Source organism: Butyrivibrio sp. X503, from assembly GCF_003625475.1.
In the GTDB taxonomy this organism is placed as follows: Bacteria; Bacillota; Clostridia; order Lachnospirales; family Lachnospiraceae; genus Butyrivibrio.
This window is the reverse complement of sequence record NZ_RAIQ01000003.1, coordinates 111,236-125,725: the sequence shown is the minus strand read 5'-3', so window position 1 is coordinate 125,725 and position 14,490 is coordinate 111,236. Positions and strand designations below refer to the sequence as shown.

At 39.5% G+C, this 14,490-nt stretch carries 17 protein-coding genes; 15 read left to right on the top strand and 2 right to left on the bottom strand.

Annotated elements, in window-relative coordinates; genetic code table 11:
- Window positions 1-7 precede the first annotated feature (7 nt).
- From D6853_RS06015 to D6853_RS06005, 3 genes are all read left to right on the top strand, one after another.
- Window positions 8-676 carry a response regulator transcription factor gene (locus tag D6853_RS06015; protein WP_120657139.1) on the top strand — a complete coding sequence of 223 codons (669 nt, stop codon included), beginning with the start codon at window positions 8-10 and terminating at the stop codon, window positions 674-676.
- Window positions 673-1,998 (top strand): sensor histidine kinase, encoded by a 1,326-nt coding sequence (locus D6853_RS06010; RefSeq protein ID WP_120657138.1) that lies wholly within the window; start codon window positions 673-675, stop codon window positions 1,996-1,998. Before D6853_RS06015 ends, D6853_RS06010 begins: the two co-directional genes overlap by 4 nt.
- A 75-nt stretch (window positions 1,999-2,073) precedes the next feature.
- A complete protein-coding gene (locus D6853_RS06005) occupies window positions 2,074-2,580 on the top strand; it encodes a hypothetical protein (protein ID WP_243108307.1) in 507 nt (168 codons plus the stop codon).
- 140 nt (window positions 2,581-2,720) lie between these two features.
- Here D6853_RS06005 and D6853_RS06000 read toward each other — a convergent pair whose 3' ends face one another.
- Entirely contained in the window at window positions 2,721-3,248 is a 528-nt protein-coding gene (locus D6853_RS06000; protein WP_120657137.1) for a DinB family protein, read from the bottom strand.
- 283 nt (window positions 3,249-3,531) lie between these two features.
- Here D6853_RS06000 and D6853_RS05995 point away from each other — a divergent pair, with 283 nt between their 5' ends.
- The 8 genes from D6853_RS05995 to D6853_RS05960 all read left to right on the top strand — a co-directional run bounded on the left by D6853_RS05995 (window position 3,532) and on the right by D6853_RS05960 (window position 11,727).
- Window positions 3,532-4,404, top strand: a complete 873-nt coding sequence (locus tag D6853_RS05995; protein WP_120657136.1) for a LysR family transcriptional regulator — start codon at window positions 3,532-3,534, stop codon at window positions 4,402-4,404.
- A 195-nt stretch (window positions 4,405-4,599) separates the two neighbouring features.
- Entirely contained in the window at window positions 4,600-5,388 is a 789-nt protein-coding gene (locus D6853_RS05990) for a CPBP family intramembrane glutamic endopeptidase (RefSeq protein ID WP_120657135.1), read from the top strand.
- Window positions 5,389-5,396: 8 nt separating this feature from the next.
- Window positions 5,397-6,218: a CPBP family intramembrane glutamic endopeptidase gene (locus tag D6853_RS05985; protein ID WP_120657134.1), complete on the top strand. Its 822-nt coding sequence runs from the start codon at window positions 5,397-5,399 to the stop codon at window positions 6,216-6,218.
- 51 nt (window positions 6,219-6,269) lie between these two features.
- Window positions 6,270-7,073 carry a CPBP family intramembrane glutamic endopeptidase gene (locus tag D6853_RS05980; protein WP_120657133.1) on the top strand — a complete coding sequence of 268 codons (804 nt, stop codon included), beginning with the start codon at window positions 6,270-6,272 and terminating at the stop codon, window positions 7,071-7,073.
- Window positions 7,074-7,220: 147 nt separating this feature from the next.
- Complete coding sequence (locus D6853_RS05975) at window positions 7,221-7,910, top strand: response regulator transcription factor (protein WP_120657132.1); 690 nt, start codon at window positions 7,221-7,223, stop codon at window positions 7,908-7,910.
- Entirely contained in the window at window positions 7,885-8,805 is a 921-nt protein-coding gene (locus tag D6853_RS05970; RefSeq protein WP_243108306.1) for a sensor histidine kinase, read from the top strand. The genes D6853_RS05975 and D6853_RS05970 overlap by 26 nt, the downstream gene beginning before the upstream one ends.
- A 128-nt stretch (window positions 8,806-8,933) precedes the next feature.
- Window positions 8,934-9,704 (top strand): ABC transporter ATP-binding protein, encoded by a 771-nt coding sequence (locus D6853_RS05965; protein ID WP_120657130.1) that lies wholly within the window; start codon window positions 8,934-8,936, stop codon window positions 9,702-9,704.
- The gene (locus tag D6853_RS05960; protein ID WP_120657129.1) at window positions 9,694-11,727 is read left to right on the top strand and encodes an ABC transporter permease; all 2,034 of its coding nucleotides are present in this window, start codon (window positions 9,694-9,696) and stop codon (window positions 11,725-11,727) included. Before D6853_RS05965 ends, D6853_RS05960 begins: the two co-directional genes overlap by 11 nt.
- Window positions 11,728-11,790: 63 nt before the next feature.
- Here the strand turns inward: D6853_RS05960 and D6853_RS05955 are convergent, their stop codons facing one another.
- Window positions 11,791-12,294: a CinA family protein gene (locus D6853_RS05955; RefSeq protein WP_120657128.1), complete on the bottom strand. Its 504-nt coding sequence runs from the start codon at window positions 12,292-12,294 to the stop codon at window positions 11,791-11,793.
- A gap of 264 nt (window positions 12,295-12,558) precedes the next feature.
- Between D6853_RS05955 and D6853_RS05950 the strand changes: the two genes are divergently transcribed.
- The 4 genes from D6853_RS05950 to D6853_RS05935 all read left to right on the top strand — a co-directional run bounded on the left by D6853_RS05950 (window position 12,559) and on the right by D6853_RS05935 (window position 14,472).
- On the top strand, window positions 12,559-12,966 hold the full coding sequence (locus tag D6853_RS05950; protein ID WP_120657127.1) for a type II secretion system protein: 408 nt from the start codon (window positions 12,559-12,561) through the stop codon (window positions 12,964-12,966).
- A 69-nt stretch (window positions 12,967-13,035) separates the two neighbouring features.
- Complete coding sequence (locus D6853_RS15475) at window positions 13,036-13,467, top strand: type IV pilin protein (RefSeq protein ID WP_243108305.1); 432 nt, start codon at window positions 13,036-13,038, stop codon at window positions 13,465-13,467.
- Between the two features lie 29 nt (window positions 13,468-13,496).
- Window positions 13,497-14,015, top strand: coding sequence for a type IV pilin protein (locus D6853_RS05940; protein ID WP_120657126.1), 519 nt, complete (start codon window positions 13,497-13,499; stop codon window positions 14,013-14,015).
- Between the two features lie 28 nt (window positions 14,016-14,043).
- The gene (locus D6853_RS05935; RefSeq protein ID WP_120657125.1) at window positions 14,044-14,472 is read left to right on the top strand and encodes a prepilin-type N-terminal cleavage/methylation domain-containing protein; all 429 of its coding nucleotides are present in this window, start codon (window positions 14,044-14,046) and stop codon (window positions 14,470-14,472) included.
- The last annotated feature ends 18 nt before the right edge of the window (window positions 14,473-14,490 follow it).

Here is a 14,490-nt window from a genome sequence, read left to right as displayed (position 1 = left end):
GAGATGAATGGCGCTTATTTATATAATTGAAGATGATGACAGCATAAGGGAAATCGAAGAGCTGGCCCTCATAAATGCGGGACATAAGGTATTAGGATTTTCATGTGCAAAAGATTTTTACGACAAGATGAATGATGTGATTCCGGATTTATGCTTAGTGGATATTATGCTTCCGGATGAAAGTGGCAATGAAATAGTAAAGAAGCTTAGAAAAAATCCAGAGACAAAGAAACTCCCTGTGATTATGGTTACTGCTAAAACAACAGAGCTTGATTTAGTTAGAGGAATTGAGGATGGGGCTGATGATTATATCAAGAAGCCATTTTCGGTTATGGAACTAGTCTCAAGGGTGAAAGCCCTGCTTCGTAGAACTCAGGCTGAGGATATAAAAGAACTTAGGCTGGACGAACTGGTTATAAATAATGAAAAGCATGAGGTTACTATCAGTGGAAATCATGTTGAGCTAACCTATAAGGAGTATGAGTTTTTGTCTTTTCTTGTATTAAACAAAGGAATCGTACTGAACCGTGACACTATCATGGAGCAGGTATGGGGAGCGGATTACGAGGGGGAATCAAGAACTATAGACATGCATGTAAAAACTCTTCGCCAAAAATTAGGGGATTATGGTAGTAGAATCAAGACCGTGAGAAATGTAGGATATGTAATCGAATGAAAATAAGAATAAATATAAGACTGGTTGGAATTGCGATATTAGCAATTATCGCAACAGTTATTGGAATTACAATTATATATTACAATCTCTTTGAGGGTCAGGTGCGATCAGATCTATCTGTCAGTGCGAAACTTCTAAAGGATACCCAATATTTTGAATCAGTAGATATTGATGTAGATCAGATAGATTTATCTACTGATTTAGATGAGCTGCGTGTAACTTGGATTGATAAAGATGGAACTGTTTTATATGACAATGATGCCTCAGCGGAGCTATTGCAAAATCATTTTGACAGACCAGAGATACAGGCGGCTTTTGAACATGGTGAAGGGGAAGCAGTTAGAAGATCTGACACTATGAATGAGGATACGTTTTATTATGCGTTGCGTTTAGATAATGGAACGGTTCTTCGTGTTGCTACCAATGCACAGAGCATTTGGGCTGTATTCATATCAGCGATACCAATTATTCTATTAATTATTCTCTTGATCATTTCAATTTGCGTAGCGATTTCTCATCTGCTTACAAAACAGCTTTTAAAACCAATAGAGATGATGGCGGAAAATTTGGAGAATGCAGATTATGAATCGCCGTACAGGGAATTAGATCCTTTGGCAGAAATGCTTCGCACACAGCATACAGATATTTTATCAGCGGCAAAGGCTAGACAGGATTTTACAGCTAATGTTTCACATGAGCTTAAGACACCGCTTACTGCTATCTCCGGTTATGCTGAATTGTTAGAGGGAGGAATGGTAGGCGCTGAGAAGCAGAATCATTTTTATCAGGAAATCAGAAAGAATGCCGACAGATTACTTGCATTGATAAATGATATTTTGAGACTCTCGGATTTGGATAGAAAAGATTCTGAGTTACATTTTGCAGAGGTTGACTTATACGAGACTGCCTCAGAATGTATGGAAGTCTTATCAGTTAATGCGAAACAAAGAAATGTGACAATTGAGCTAGAGGGGAAAACGAGTATTGTTCGCGGAAACAAAGATATGCTCAAAGAGTTGGTTGAAAATCTGGGGCAGAATGCTATCAGATATAATAATTCCGGCGGCAAAGTAAAAGTTTCTGTGGGGAAAATAGATGGGCAGACGGCGCTTACAGTTAAGGACAACGGAATAGGAATACCTGCTTCAGAGCAGCAGCGAATCTTTGAACGATTTTACCGCGTGGATAAAAGTAGATCTAAAGCTACAGGTGGTACAGGCCTTGGCCTTGCAATCGTAAAACACATAGTTGAGATTCATGATGCTAAAATAGAGGTAGATAGTGCACCTGGTGTGGGCACTACTATATCTGTGCTGTTTTAGAAGGAAAAAGAGGTATGCCTGAAAGATCCCCTTCAAACCAATCACGGGTGACATTTGTGCATCCCTGTTCGTACGTTGGAAGACTGGGAAGCGGGAAGAAGAACACCTCCGGATTATATTCCAAGGTTAATTGCCTATCAGATTAAGTTTGAGAAAAAAACAAAAAGAAATGTGTCGGTAATAGAAGATGCAGAGGGTAATAAGATTGTTGTTATTAACGATATTATTTTTAAAGGCAGACGTTCAATCCAGTGGGAGGATGTTGAAAAATACTTAAAACAATATGTAGGGGATATTTTCTCTATAGCTGAAGATAATGAGATGATTTATATAGGTTCAGAACTTCCTAATGAATATGCTGGTTCTATTTATACTAAAAAATTGAAGGGGGCAGATGCTAAAAATGGATGGTATCGCTATGATACAAGATTTGCTTTGCCAGTATACGGGGATGATGAAAGTGTAGAAAGATACAATATTTTTCGAGGTCGTCTTCTTATAAGACACGCTTCAAGTGGGAAGAAGTATCTATACGATGTTTTGGAAATAAAAAAAGAAACAGGCAAGTCCTGTCAGACATAAGTCCTACCCGGTGAAAACCCATTTCCTAATCAAAAAGTAACAGAAAAAGCGGAATTTGTCAATAATATTGGATTAGTGATCTGCGTGATTGTTTAAATGACAAAAAAGAGGGGCGAGCTTTGGTGCTCGCCCCTTTGTGATCACTTCGTACTGATCTGGCCTTTGCGGTAGCGGCCGAAGAAGATGCCGTCATCGACGTATTTGTCGGTTTGGGAAACCCACATAGGGAATTGTCCGGTCGCGATGGCAGTCTGACCGTTCAGCATGCCGGTGTGGAATGAGATGTGCCTGTATTGGCGAAGGACAAGTTCCAAGCGCGTGTAGATACATTTCTCCGGCTTTTCATACAGATCTTCATCAGTAAGTGAATCCAAATAATCCATGGTTTTCTTTTCTATTCGGTCAAGATAAGACAAGAGCTGCTCATCAGAGAGCACAACGCTTGTGGGATTATCCGGATTATCCATTCCTGCCTCATGAAATGAAGGTTCTTCGTAAACGAACGGATTGAAAAACCATTTGTCGGCTGAGTGGAGAGCGTGATACACCCATCTCCAACATGGAGCGCCGCAGCAGATAGCATCTCTGTCATAGGTTTGTATGGAAGTTCGGATATTTAAGAAGTTAGGTTTAACGGTGTCTTTAATGATCTTACATAGTTCGTTCATGTGAAGTCCTCCTTGCGTTTGATTGGATTTGATCGTATAATAACACCAAACATAATATCAGTAAAATTGAAATAAACTATTATTTGATTCAATTTTACTGAATGCAGGAGATTGTTTTTATGACGTGATAGACATAAAAAAGAAACGTAGTACCCCGCATAGGTAAAACCGTACGGCACAAAACCACGTTTCTTGAGTGAATTCTATGACGATAATAGTAGTTGTGTCAAGCTTTTTATTTCACGCGGATATGGATTTATAACTGAACTATATGGAGGATGTTATGACAATCACACAGCTAAACACTTTTTTGAAAATCGCTGAACTGGGAAGTTTTTCTGCTGCGGCCGATAATCTGGGTTATGCGCAGTCGACTGTTACGACGCAGATCAAGCAGCTTGAGGATGAACTGGGGTGCGTGCTGTTTGAGCGCCTTGGCAAAACTATTTCGGTAACATCACAAGGCGATAGACTTATAGCATATGCTGAGAAGATGCTGCAATTAGAGCGGGATATTCGCCTCGATGTAGCAGATGAAGCAAATTCCTCGGGCGTATTGAAATTGGGCGTATCTGAGTCACTTTGTATTACCGGGTTTCCGCGAATCTTGATGGAGTATAACAAGGATAACCCGAGGACAGAGATCAGAATACAGTTTGTCACGCACGAAAGTATTCCGGATCTTCTGCAAAAGGGTGAGCTTGACATGGTCTATACACTTAATCCGCTCATCGAGGATGAGAGGGTTAAGATCCTGCACAAGAAAAGGGAAAAACTCGGCTTCTACGTATCTCCGGAGCATCCGATTGCAGGAAAGAGCATTAAGGAAAAAGAGCTTGGAGAGTTGCCGCTTCTTTTGACAGGACATAAATGTAATTTCAGGAATATGTTGATTGCTGACCTCGAGAAGCATGGAATCTTACCTAAAATAGTGCTGGAAACAAGCAGTAAAGAAATACTGAAACAGTTTGCCATAAACGGCTTAGGAGTAGCGTTTATCCCGGATATCACGGCGGAAACAGAAGTAAAGGACGGAAAACTTAAGCGTCTTACCTGGAAGGGGGATGATTTCCCCATTTATTCGCAGGTACTGATCCATAAGGATAAGCATCAAAACAAAGCAATCAATGGTTTGGTTGATATCATAAAGAAATAATAGTCAGGCAAAAATGTCGCCCCGATGATACTCACGGGGCGGCATTTTTTTATTTTTTCCATACCAACAGTGTGTGGATTTGTTTTACAGCATAGCGTACCATGTCAATAGTAGTACGACAGATGTGGTATATAAAAGGCCTTATATACAAAGTAACAAACCACGTTTTTTATTTAATTCAAAAGGAGATTAGAAATGGAAAAAAGGAAAACAGTAGCGGGTTTTTTGGTCGCGATAATTATGTTTGTCCTCTATAACATTGCAAGCACTATATTTGGCGGAGCCGAGAATTTCGGCTTAGGATTCACGTCAGTTCGTGTAATCATAAGTTTTGGCGGAATCATTGCTGCCGCCAAGCTGTTTGGAATTGACATTAAATTCAGAGGAAAAGATGTGCTTAGAGGGCTTATTTCCGCCGGATCACTGCTCTTTCTGGCTGAATGTGTGCATAACCTATTTGATGCATGGCAAACACCGGAATATGGATTTTTGCAGGCGCTCCCCGCAGTTATCATTATTCTGATATGGGGAATGGGTGTAGGTCTTTTTGAAGAGGCCCTTTGCAGAGCCGTGTTGTTTAATACATTCAGAAATCGTATGGGTGAAAGCCGTAGCAGCATAGTAAAGTCGATAGTTTTTTCTTCGCTCATATTTGGATGCATGCATTTTATCAATCTTATGGATTGTCCCAATCTTGTGGTTACAACATTTAATCAGGTTGCATATGCGACATTGATCGGAATTTCTTTGGCGTGCATTTATTACATTACAGACAATATCTGGGTGGTTTCCATCCTACATGGGCTTTTTGACATAGCAGCTACCGTTATGGGATGTTTTGTGACTTCAGGATCACATATTTATGCCGATCAGGATATCACCGTATTGGAAGCAATCAAAACATCAGGTTTATTTGCAATTACTGCAGTAATATTCTTTATTCTGCTGTTTAGAGAATTTAAGAAAAGAGGAATTGAGGAGTAAAAGAGATTATGAATAAAACAAAGTATTGGATAGGAATAATTCTGTTTATTGTGTCATATTTTGCCACCGCTATACTTGTACCAATGATCCCCAGTACCGGTGACGGTGTGGTGGATTACATGATCCATTCCATTATAGAAGTGGCGATATATATAGTTTTCTTACTTGCATTTGGGTTAAAAAAAGCACTTCGTTTCAATATAAAAAGCTGTGGAAAAGGTATTGTAGTAGGCGGAGCTTTCACTGCGTGGACTGTTTTTAATATTGTCTTTTACTTGATCAAAGGAATAAAAGAATACGGAACTCCTCTTATGGGAACCAAAGACATAATTATCTTTGTGGTAGCAATAACTATCGGAGCAGGTATGGGAGAGGAGTTCCTTACGCGAGGAGTCCTTTTTAACTTTATCAGATCTGCGATCGGGAACACCAAGACAGGTATCATTACTGCCATGACTATTCCGTCCATAGCGTTTGGATTGATACATCTTTTTAATCTTAATGGTTGTAGTGATCCGACACCTATCTATACACAGGTCATTTACGCTATCGGAATAGGCTTCTTTTTCAATGCACTTTATGTGCGCTGCGGTAATATCTGGGTATGCTCTATACTCCATGCAGTTTTTGATCTTTCGCTCATGCTTTATTTCTGCATCTTTAGAAATACCGGACTTAGTGGAATAGGAAGTACAGTTGCGGAGTGGCTTGGATATGATGCACTCATCCTTAAGGGAATAGCTATTACTGTTGTGAGCGTTGCCATAGGCCTTTTCCTTATAAGAGATTCCAAGCTTCAGAAGTGTATAGAAAGATATGAGAATGAATGATGAAGGACATGGCCCATGGACTTTTATTGGTAATTTTTTAAGGAGAAAAATATGGAAAAAAGAAGTTCTGCACCGGGACTGGTGCTTTTTATCATTTTGCTTTTAGTATCGACAGTAGTAATGTCGCTTTTAGGTGACGGAGCCTTGGGGATTCCGGGTTCGATAATACGATATGTTATAGGCATAATTGGAGTTGTTTCTATGATTAAGCTGTATGGGATTGAATTTAAATTCAGAGGCTTTTCAAAAGGACTCTTTAGTGTTGCAGGATTGCTGGGAATAGCTTGTTGCATACGCGGTTTTATAGGTGGTATGTCTCCGACTGATATAGGATTTATGGAGGGACTTCCAAGTGCAATCTTTATGCTGATACTTATGTTTGGAGTTGGATTATATGAAGAGACTCTTTTTAGAGGTGTACTTTTCAATACATTAAGAAATAGGTTTGGTGAAAGCAAGAGAGGGATAATCTTGGCAGTAGTTATGTCTGCGATTCCATTTGCTCTTATTCATTTTACAAATCTTATGATGTATCCAAATCTTGTAGTAACTACAACTTTCCAGGTCGTATATGTATTTTTTGCCGGAATTTTATTGGCTAGTATCTACTATATTTCTAACAATTTTTGGGTGGTTGTTTTCATACACGGAGTTTATGATTTCGTTGAAAGTGTTTGGGCTTGCTATTCAAGTCAATTGGATGGAATCGGTATGCCTACAATGGATAAAACAATTTTAGAAGGAATCATGTCTGCAATTCCCGACACAATCTTCGGAGTGGTTGCATTTATCTTATTGATAGTAGTTCTCAATAAAAGAAAAAATGTCAGATGTGAACTTCATGAAGAAAAATAAGTTTGTGTTTATAGCTCTCCTTTTGGATTATTTTCACCATTAAGCTTAAAAGGCAACTGATCGAATCCTATGATCAGCTGCCTTTTATTTACATTTTTATGTTATTATGATACGTGAAGTTTAAACGACGACAGCAAGGGGAGGCATGTGGTGAAAGTATTTATAGTAGAAGATGATGATGTAATAGCAAAAATGATCGAGAAACATCTTAGCTCCTGGCAGATGGAAGCCAAGATTGTTGAAGATTTTCATAATGTAACGGAAGAAGCACTGGGTTACGAACCCGATATCATTCTGATGGATCTTAAGCTCCCTGTGTGCAACGGATTCTTTTGGTGCAGTGAGATAAGAAAGACTTCAAACGTGCCGATAGTTTTTCTCTCATCTGCAGATGACAATATGAATATAGTAATGGCGATGAACATGGGCGCAGATGATTTCATATCTAAGCCATTTGATCTGCAGGTCCTTACAGCCAAGATACAGGCGATACTAAGGCGCAGCAGTGCTCATCCGGAGACAGCACATTTTCTTTCATGCGGAGGCGTTAAGCTCAATCTTGACGATACGACAGCAATGGTGGGTGATGAGAAGCTTGAGCTTACCAAGAATGAATTCCTTATTCTTAAGACCCTGATGGAATCTCCCGGCAAGGTCATTTCAAGAGAGACCATAATGGAGAGACTCTGGGGCGACGAGGAGTTTGTTGATGACAACACGCTTACCGTCAACGTCACCAGGATCAGGAAAAAGATAGAAAACGCGGGACTTAATAACTATATTGTTACCAAGAGAGGAATGGGGTACATCGTTGGCGAAGAAGCAATTTCTGAATAATAACAAGAATCTCATTTACGGAGATCTGATAATTACAGTGACACTTCTTATCGTGTCCAATCTGTATGAAATATCCAAAGAGTACCTTATTTATCTGGTTCTTTTTATGATGATAAAGAGTGCTCTGGTACTGTTTGTAAATTACTATCAGCAGGTAGTAAAGGTCAAAGACAATAATGTGGAAAAAGAGTCTGAGAGAAGAGCGGACGTCGATAACTGGGAGGAACTTAGGGAAAAAGAGGACTTCTACGTGCTCTGGGTGCACCAGATAAAAACACCTATTGCCGCGCTCAATCTTCTTTTGCAGGACCCCGATAAGAATGAAGCGCTCTGCAGACAGGAGCTCTTTAAAATAGAAAACTATGTAGAGATGAGCCTTAATTATCTGAGGTTTGAAGCGATGTCCAACGATCTCGGACTTAAGAGCTACAACCTTGAGAACATAGTCAAGCAGGTCGTTAAGAAGTACTCATCTGTATTTATCTATAACCACATCGCAGTCAACATGGAGAACCTTGATTGCAATATCCTAACGGATGAGAAGTGGTTTTGCTTTGTACTTGAGCAGATACTGTCCAACGCTCTTAAATACACCAAGAAAGGTAGCGTTACTTTCTACGCGGAGCAGGACGGCGGAAGCATTATATTAAAAGTAAAAGACACAGGAATCGGAATCAGAAAAGAGGACATACCAAGACTTTTCCAAAAGGGCTTTACCGGTTACAACGGCAGGATCGACAAGAAGGCAAGCGGACTAGGACTCTATCTTTGCAAGAACATCTGCGATAAGCTCGGGCACAAGCTGAGCATTGATTCCAAGGAAGGCGAAGGAACCGAGGTCAGCATCACTGTTTCCAAGGAAAACGTACACACATCGGACCTTACAAAAATGTAAGAATAACAAGAAGAAATGTAAGCCAATAACAAGGTTTTACATTTCTTTTTTTGCTACTATAGTTTCATCGAAAAGGAAGCGGAGTAATCCGTCTCATCATAAATAATGTCTATAAAAGGAGAAATATCATGTCATTATTGGAAGTCAGCCATATCAAAAAAATCTACACAACCCGCATGGGAATAGAACAGGTTACAGCACTTAAGGACGTTCACTTCAGCGTTGAAGATGGGGAATTCGTTGCGATCATGGGTGAGTCCGGAAGCGGAAAGACAACTCTTTTGAACATACTTGCAAGTCTTGATGTTCCCACAGCCGGAAAAGCATTTATCGACGGCAAGGACTTTTCCAAGTTAAAAGACAATGAGAGAGCAATCTTCAGAAGACAGAATCTCGGATTCGTTTTCCAGGATTTCAACCTTCTTGATAATTTCACTATAGAAGACAACATCAAGCTTCCGCTTGTACTTGCGGGAGAAAACCATAAGACCATGGATTCCAAGGTAAAAGACGTTGCTAAGAGGCTCGGCATTGAAGACCTCCTTGGCAAGTATCCTTACGAGGTATCCGGTGGACAGAAGCAGAGAACAGCAGTTGCAAGAGCTCTTATCACGAATCCCAGGATCCTTCTTGCGGATGAACCTACGGGAGCGCTTGATTCCAAGGCAGCAACTAATCTTATGAGACTCTTTAGAGAGATCAACAAGAGCGGCCAGACAATCCTTATGGTTACTCACAGTAACGTTGCCGCAAGCTATGCAAGCAGAGTTATGTTCATAAAGGACGGAGAAGTTTTCCATCAGCTTTATCGCGGAGAAAAGACAAGAAGCGAGATGCTTGATGATATTTGCGATGCAGTTACCGTTCTTATGAGAGGAGGAGACGAAAGTGAATCCTAAGTTCATTTTAAAAATGGCTTTTACGAGCATGAAAAAGAATATCAGGACTTTGGTTCCTTTCATTATTTCAAGTTCCATCATGATCATGCTCTTTTACATTATGGACTCTCTCTCAAGGACAGGTTTTCTTGTTACCGCAAACGGAGAAGTCTTTTACGGAGCAGCAACTATAGCAGCTCTTCTTTCTATCGGAAAAGGAATAGTGATCCTCTTTGCCTTCGGCTTTATTTTATATGCCAACAGATTCGTTATGCGAAGCAGGAAAAGAGAGATGGGACTCTACGGGATACTGGGGCTTAGCAAAAAGCACATAGCCGCGATCCTTTTTGTCGAGAACGTTATTACATCAACACTTGCGATCGGCCTCGGTATCATAGTAGGGACCTTCCTCAATAAGCTCATGCTTCTTGTTCTTTATAAGCTTGTTGGCCAGAAACCTTTGGACGGACTTGTTTTTTCAACGAATGCTCTTTTATTTACGCTGATAGCATTTGAAATCTGGTTTTTTATATGCTTCATATACAACGCGCTTTCGGTCAATTTCGGAAAGCCGATAGCTCTTTTGAAAAGTGAGAATATGGGAGAAAAAGAGCCTAAGACAAGATATATTCTTCTCATTGCCGGAACTATATGCCTTGGCATAGGATATGTTCTTGCCCTTAGGACAAAAAACACTTTTTCCGCATTATCAGTGCTTTTCCAAAGTGTATTTTTTGTAATCCTCGGCACATATTTTCTTTTTGTAGCCGGAAGCATTTTTGTACTTAAGATGCTTAAGAAGAATAAGAAATTCTATTACAATACCAGGAATTTTATAAGTGTATCCAACCTTATGTTCAGAATGAAGCACAACGCGGTCGGACTTGCATCCATATGCGTACTTTCAACTGCGGTAATAATTCTCTTTACATGCTGTGCTTCGATATCTCTTTTAGGAGAGCAGAACATAAATATGATGTTCCCAAAAGATACCGTAATTGTCGCAAATGTCGATGAAAACTTTGACAGAAATACATTCATGAATTCAACGAACGACGCGTGCCAAAAAATCGGAATAGAAGCATGTGACACGGAAACATTGCAGTATACGCAGGGAATGCTTCTTTTAACAGATGACGGATTTGCAGCTTTTAGCAGTCTGAATGCGAATATAACCGATTTTGCGTCCATATTGGATGTTTATATACTTACGCCCGAGGAATATAAATATGTAACAGGGCAAGATATAAGCGTAGGACCGGGAGAAGTATATGTAAAAGAGTGCCCGAAAGAGATCATGAAAACCGGCAGCATTAAAATGCTCGGTGATGAATACAAGATCAAGGGTGAGATTGAGAATGAAGATATTGAGAAAATCTATGAGCCCGAGATGTTTCTTTTCGGTAAGCTATTGATCGTTGCCGATGATGAGAACCTGAATCAAAAAATAGGTAAAGAGGTACTTGTACTCGGAGATGAAGAAAAACAGTATTTTGACCATGTTTCATGTATCGAATTTAATCTTGTAGACAAAGACAGATTTGATAAAGTGGATCTTTTAAACGACGAGCTTGTAAACAGAGGCTTTTCAATCGATGATGTAAGAAACAAGCAGACGTACAGAAGCCAGTTCTACAGCATTTACGGCGGCGTCTTGTTTGTCGGAGGATTCCTGTCTGTTGTATTCCTACTTGCAACAGTGATGATCATATACTACAAGCAGATGTCGGAAGGACTTGAAGACAGAAGAAGATTTGACATCCTTAAGAAAGTCGGACTTACGGAAAAAGAGGCTAAGAAGACTATCAGAACGCAGGTAATGACAATGTTCTTTTTACCGGTGTTTGCTTCGATAATACATGCCGCAATTGCGAGCAGTATAGTAAGACTCTTTTTAAACAGCATACTTTACGTTGATATACCTACTTTCTTTATGTGTATAACAATAGCAAGCGTAAGCTTCTTCCTGGTATATATATTTGTTTATCTCATGACATCCAAGCAGTACTACGAGACGGTCTACGGAAGAAGTGAAGCAGCGTGAGCATACCACCCCTATAAGTGAATTTTCCCCCATGAAAATGCCGCGCTGTTTTACTATATATGCTTATTCGGAGCAACCTCTCAGTATTTCAAGGAGCTTATCGGCAATTATGTCCGCGACGGACAACTTGTACAGGTACCTGCTGTCCCTGGGCGATAAGCTTACATGTTCCGAGGAAAGAGTCTCTTTATCAGCTATGGCGAAATACACCTCACCCGGCACGCTGTCATTATTTGACGGGTCGATATTTCCCATAGTACCGGTGACACCTACGCCAATATCCGCGGCGTAGGTGTTTTTACATGCCTTCGCCATCTCGATCGCCGTCTCTTTGGAGTACACTCCGTACTCATCTATCACCTTAGCAGGTACATTCTGCATGATCTTAGCTTCATTTGAATATGTCACAAAAGCTCCCTTAAGCACCTGCGACGAACCTTCGGTGTCCGTGATAAGGCTACTTATAAGTCCTGCAGTACAGCTCTCCATCGTAGTGATGGTGAGCTTTTTGGCTATAAGGGTCTTGGTTATCTCTTCGTATTTATTTCTGACTTCTTGTTCTGTCATGGTGAGCTCCTTGAATATTGTTCGCTGTATGCTCCTATTATACATCAATACGAAAAAGCGTTTAAAAATATGGTATAATTTAGAATATACCGATTATATTGACAGCTTGAGACCATTTTATCAAATTGTTAGATAATATCGTAAAAACGAATAAGTTTTATTTTTATTTAATAAAAAATCAGAAAATATCTATTTTATGAGGTGTATTTAGTAGGTAAAATTATCATATCAAATACTTCTTATGAGCGGGAAAGGAGCAAAATTATGAACAATTCGAGGAATAAGGGATTTACACTGGCGGAGCTTTTGATCGTTGTAGCAATTATCGCTGTACTTGTTGCAGTAGCAATTCCTGTATTTACAGCACAGCTCAACAAAGCTAAATATGCTACAGATGAAGCTAATGCTAGATCAATTTATGCTGAGCTTACAGCTGATTATCTGGCAAACGGAGAACAGACATACACAGTTGATAATGACGAGCTTGACGGAGATGGTGAAAAGAAAGAAGTTACTATCACCAAGGGTACAGAAGGTTCATCAAAGTATTCATTTAACTGTATGACCGATATTACGATTGTATTGGGCGATGGAGATGATGCACCCTATGTTAAGGTAGGTGCTTGCTCATACAATAACAATACTGCAGTAGTATTCGGAAAAGAACCTTAATTTTCGTACATATATAGAAATCACATCGTTTGATTTATAAAGCATATTTTCAATAAGGAGGGACGCCTTATGAATAGGAAAAAATGTAATACAAAGGGATTCACATTAGCTGAACTCCTTATTGTAGTTGCTATCATAGCAGTACTTGTAGCAGTAGCGATCCCTGTTTTTTCTGCGCAATTATTGAAAGCAAAACAGGCAACTACATTGGCAAATTTCAGATCTGCGAAAGCCGAAGCGGCTGCTGCATTCTTACTTGATGATGAAAATGTTATTCATGAATATGGTCTAACGGAGGTTGAGATCCCCGGAGTAAAGTGCCCTTTAAGCTATGATCAGTTAAATGATTATCTTCCGACTATAGTTGATGAATTGGGTATAACAAACGGATATGCATGGAGTACGAGTGATTTCGAAGCAGGATCTGAATTGTATGTTTTCTTTACTATTAATGAAAATGGCGATTGGGATATAGACATTAATAATGAGCCGTATAATTGATCACTACAAACAATAGATGAGGTAAGCATATGAGAGGGAATAAAAAAGGTTTTACACTAGCTGAATTATTGATTGTTGTAGCAATTATAGCTGTGTTAGTAGCAGTTGCGATACCGGTATTTACAGCACAACTTGAAAAATCACGTGAAGCCACAGATATAGCTAATCTTAGAAGTGCTTATGCAACAGCAAGTGCGGCATATCTTTCCGGTGATTATAAAGATGAAACATTATTTATTAAATATGATAATGATGTTGATGTTGCATATTATGCTGAATTTGATGTTTCTTCGGGAACTATTGTTAGGGATGAAACTATCATGGGAGGCGGTAAAGCGTCACAACCCGGATTGAAAGGAACTGTTAATTTACCTGATGGTGTATTTTATGGCGGTTGTCCTAATTACACCGGGGCTGATACTAACTACATAATTATATATGTTTGTGAAAGCGGAAAAGTTGGAGTTGCTTTCCAATCTGAAATTGATGATGATGGTTCAAGTGTTAGTTCGGATTTAGAGGACTATCTGGGAATTTGGACTAATTAGGTAAGATTCAGTGAAAGGATGGCGTAAGATGAGTGCAAAAAATACATCATATAAAAAATATGTTAAAAAAGGATTCACATTAGCTGAACTCCTTATTGTAGTTGCTATCATCGCTATCTTAGTAGTGATCGCTATTCCTGTGTTTAAAGCGCAGCTTGAGAAAGCAAGATATGCTACTTCACTAGCTAATATAAGGAGTGCCCTTGCTGAGGCAAAAGTGGACATGCTTACAGAAACAATTGATTATGAGGATGCGATCATTATTGAAGATGTAGCGATACCTTGCAGCGCGGAGACTTTACAGGAACATTTCCAAGAAATCTGCGAAAAAGTAGGGCTGGAGGATTTTGCATTAAATGGTCCTTATGATGAAGATGGGGACGGAAAAACTAATCTTGCATTTTGGTTAGATGAGGATGGCATTATGGCTGAATACGGCGATAATGCGGGCCTTTGATTTACATCATTGCCACAA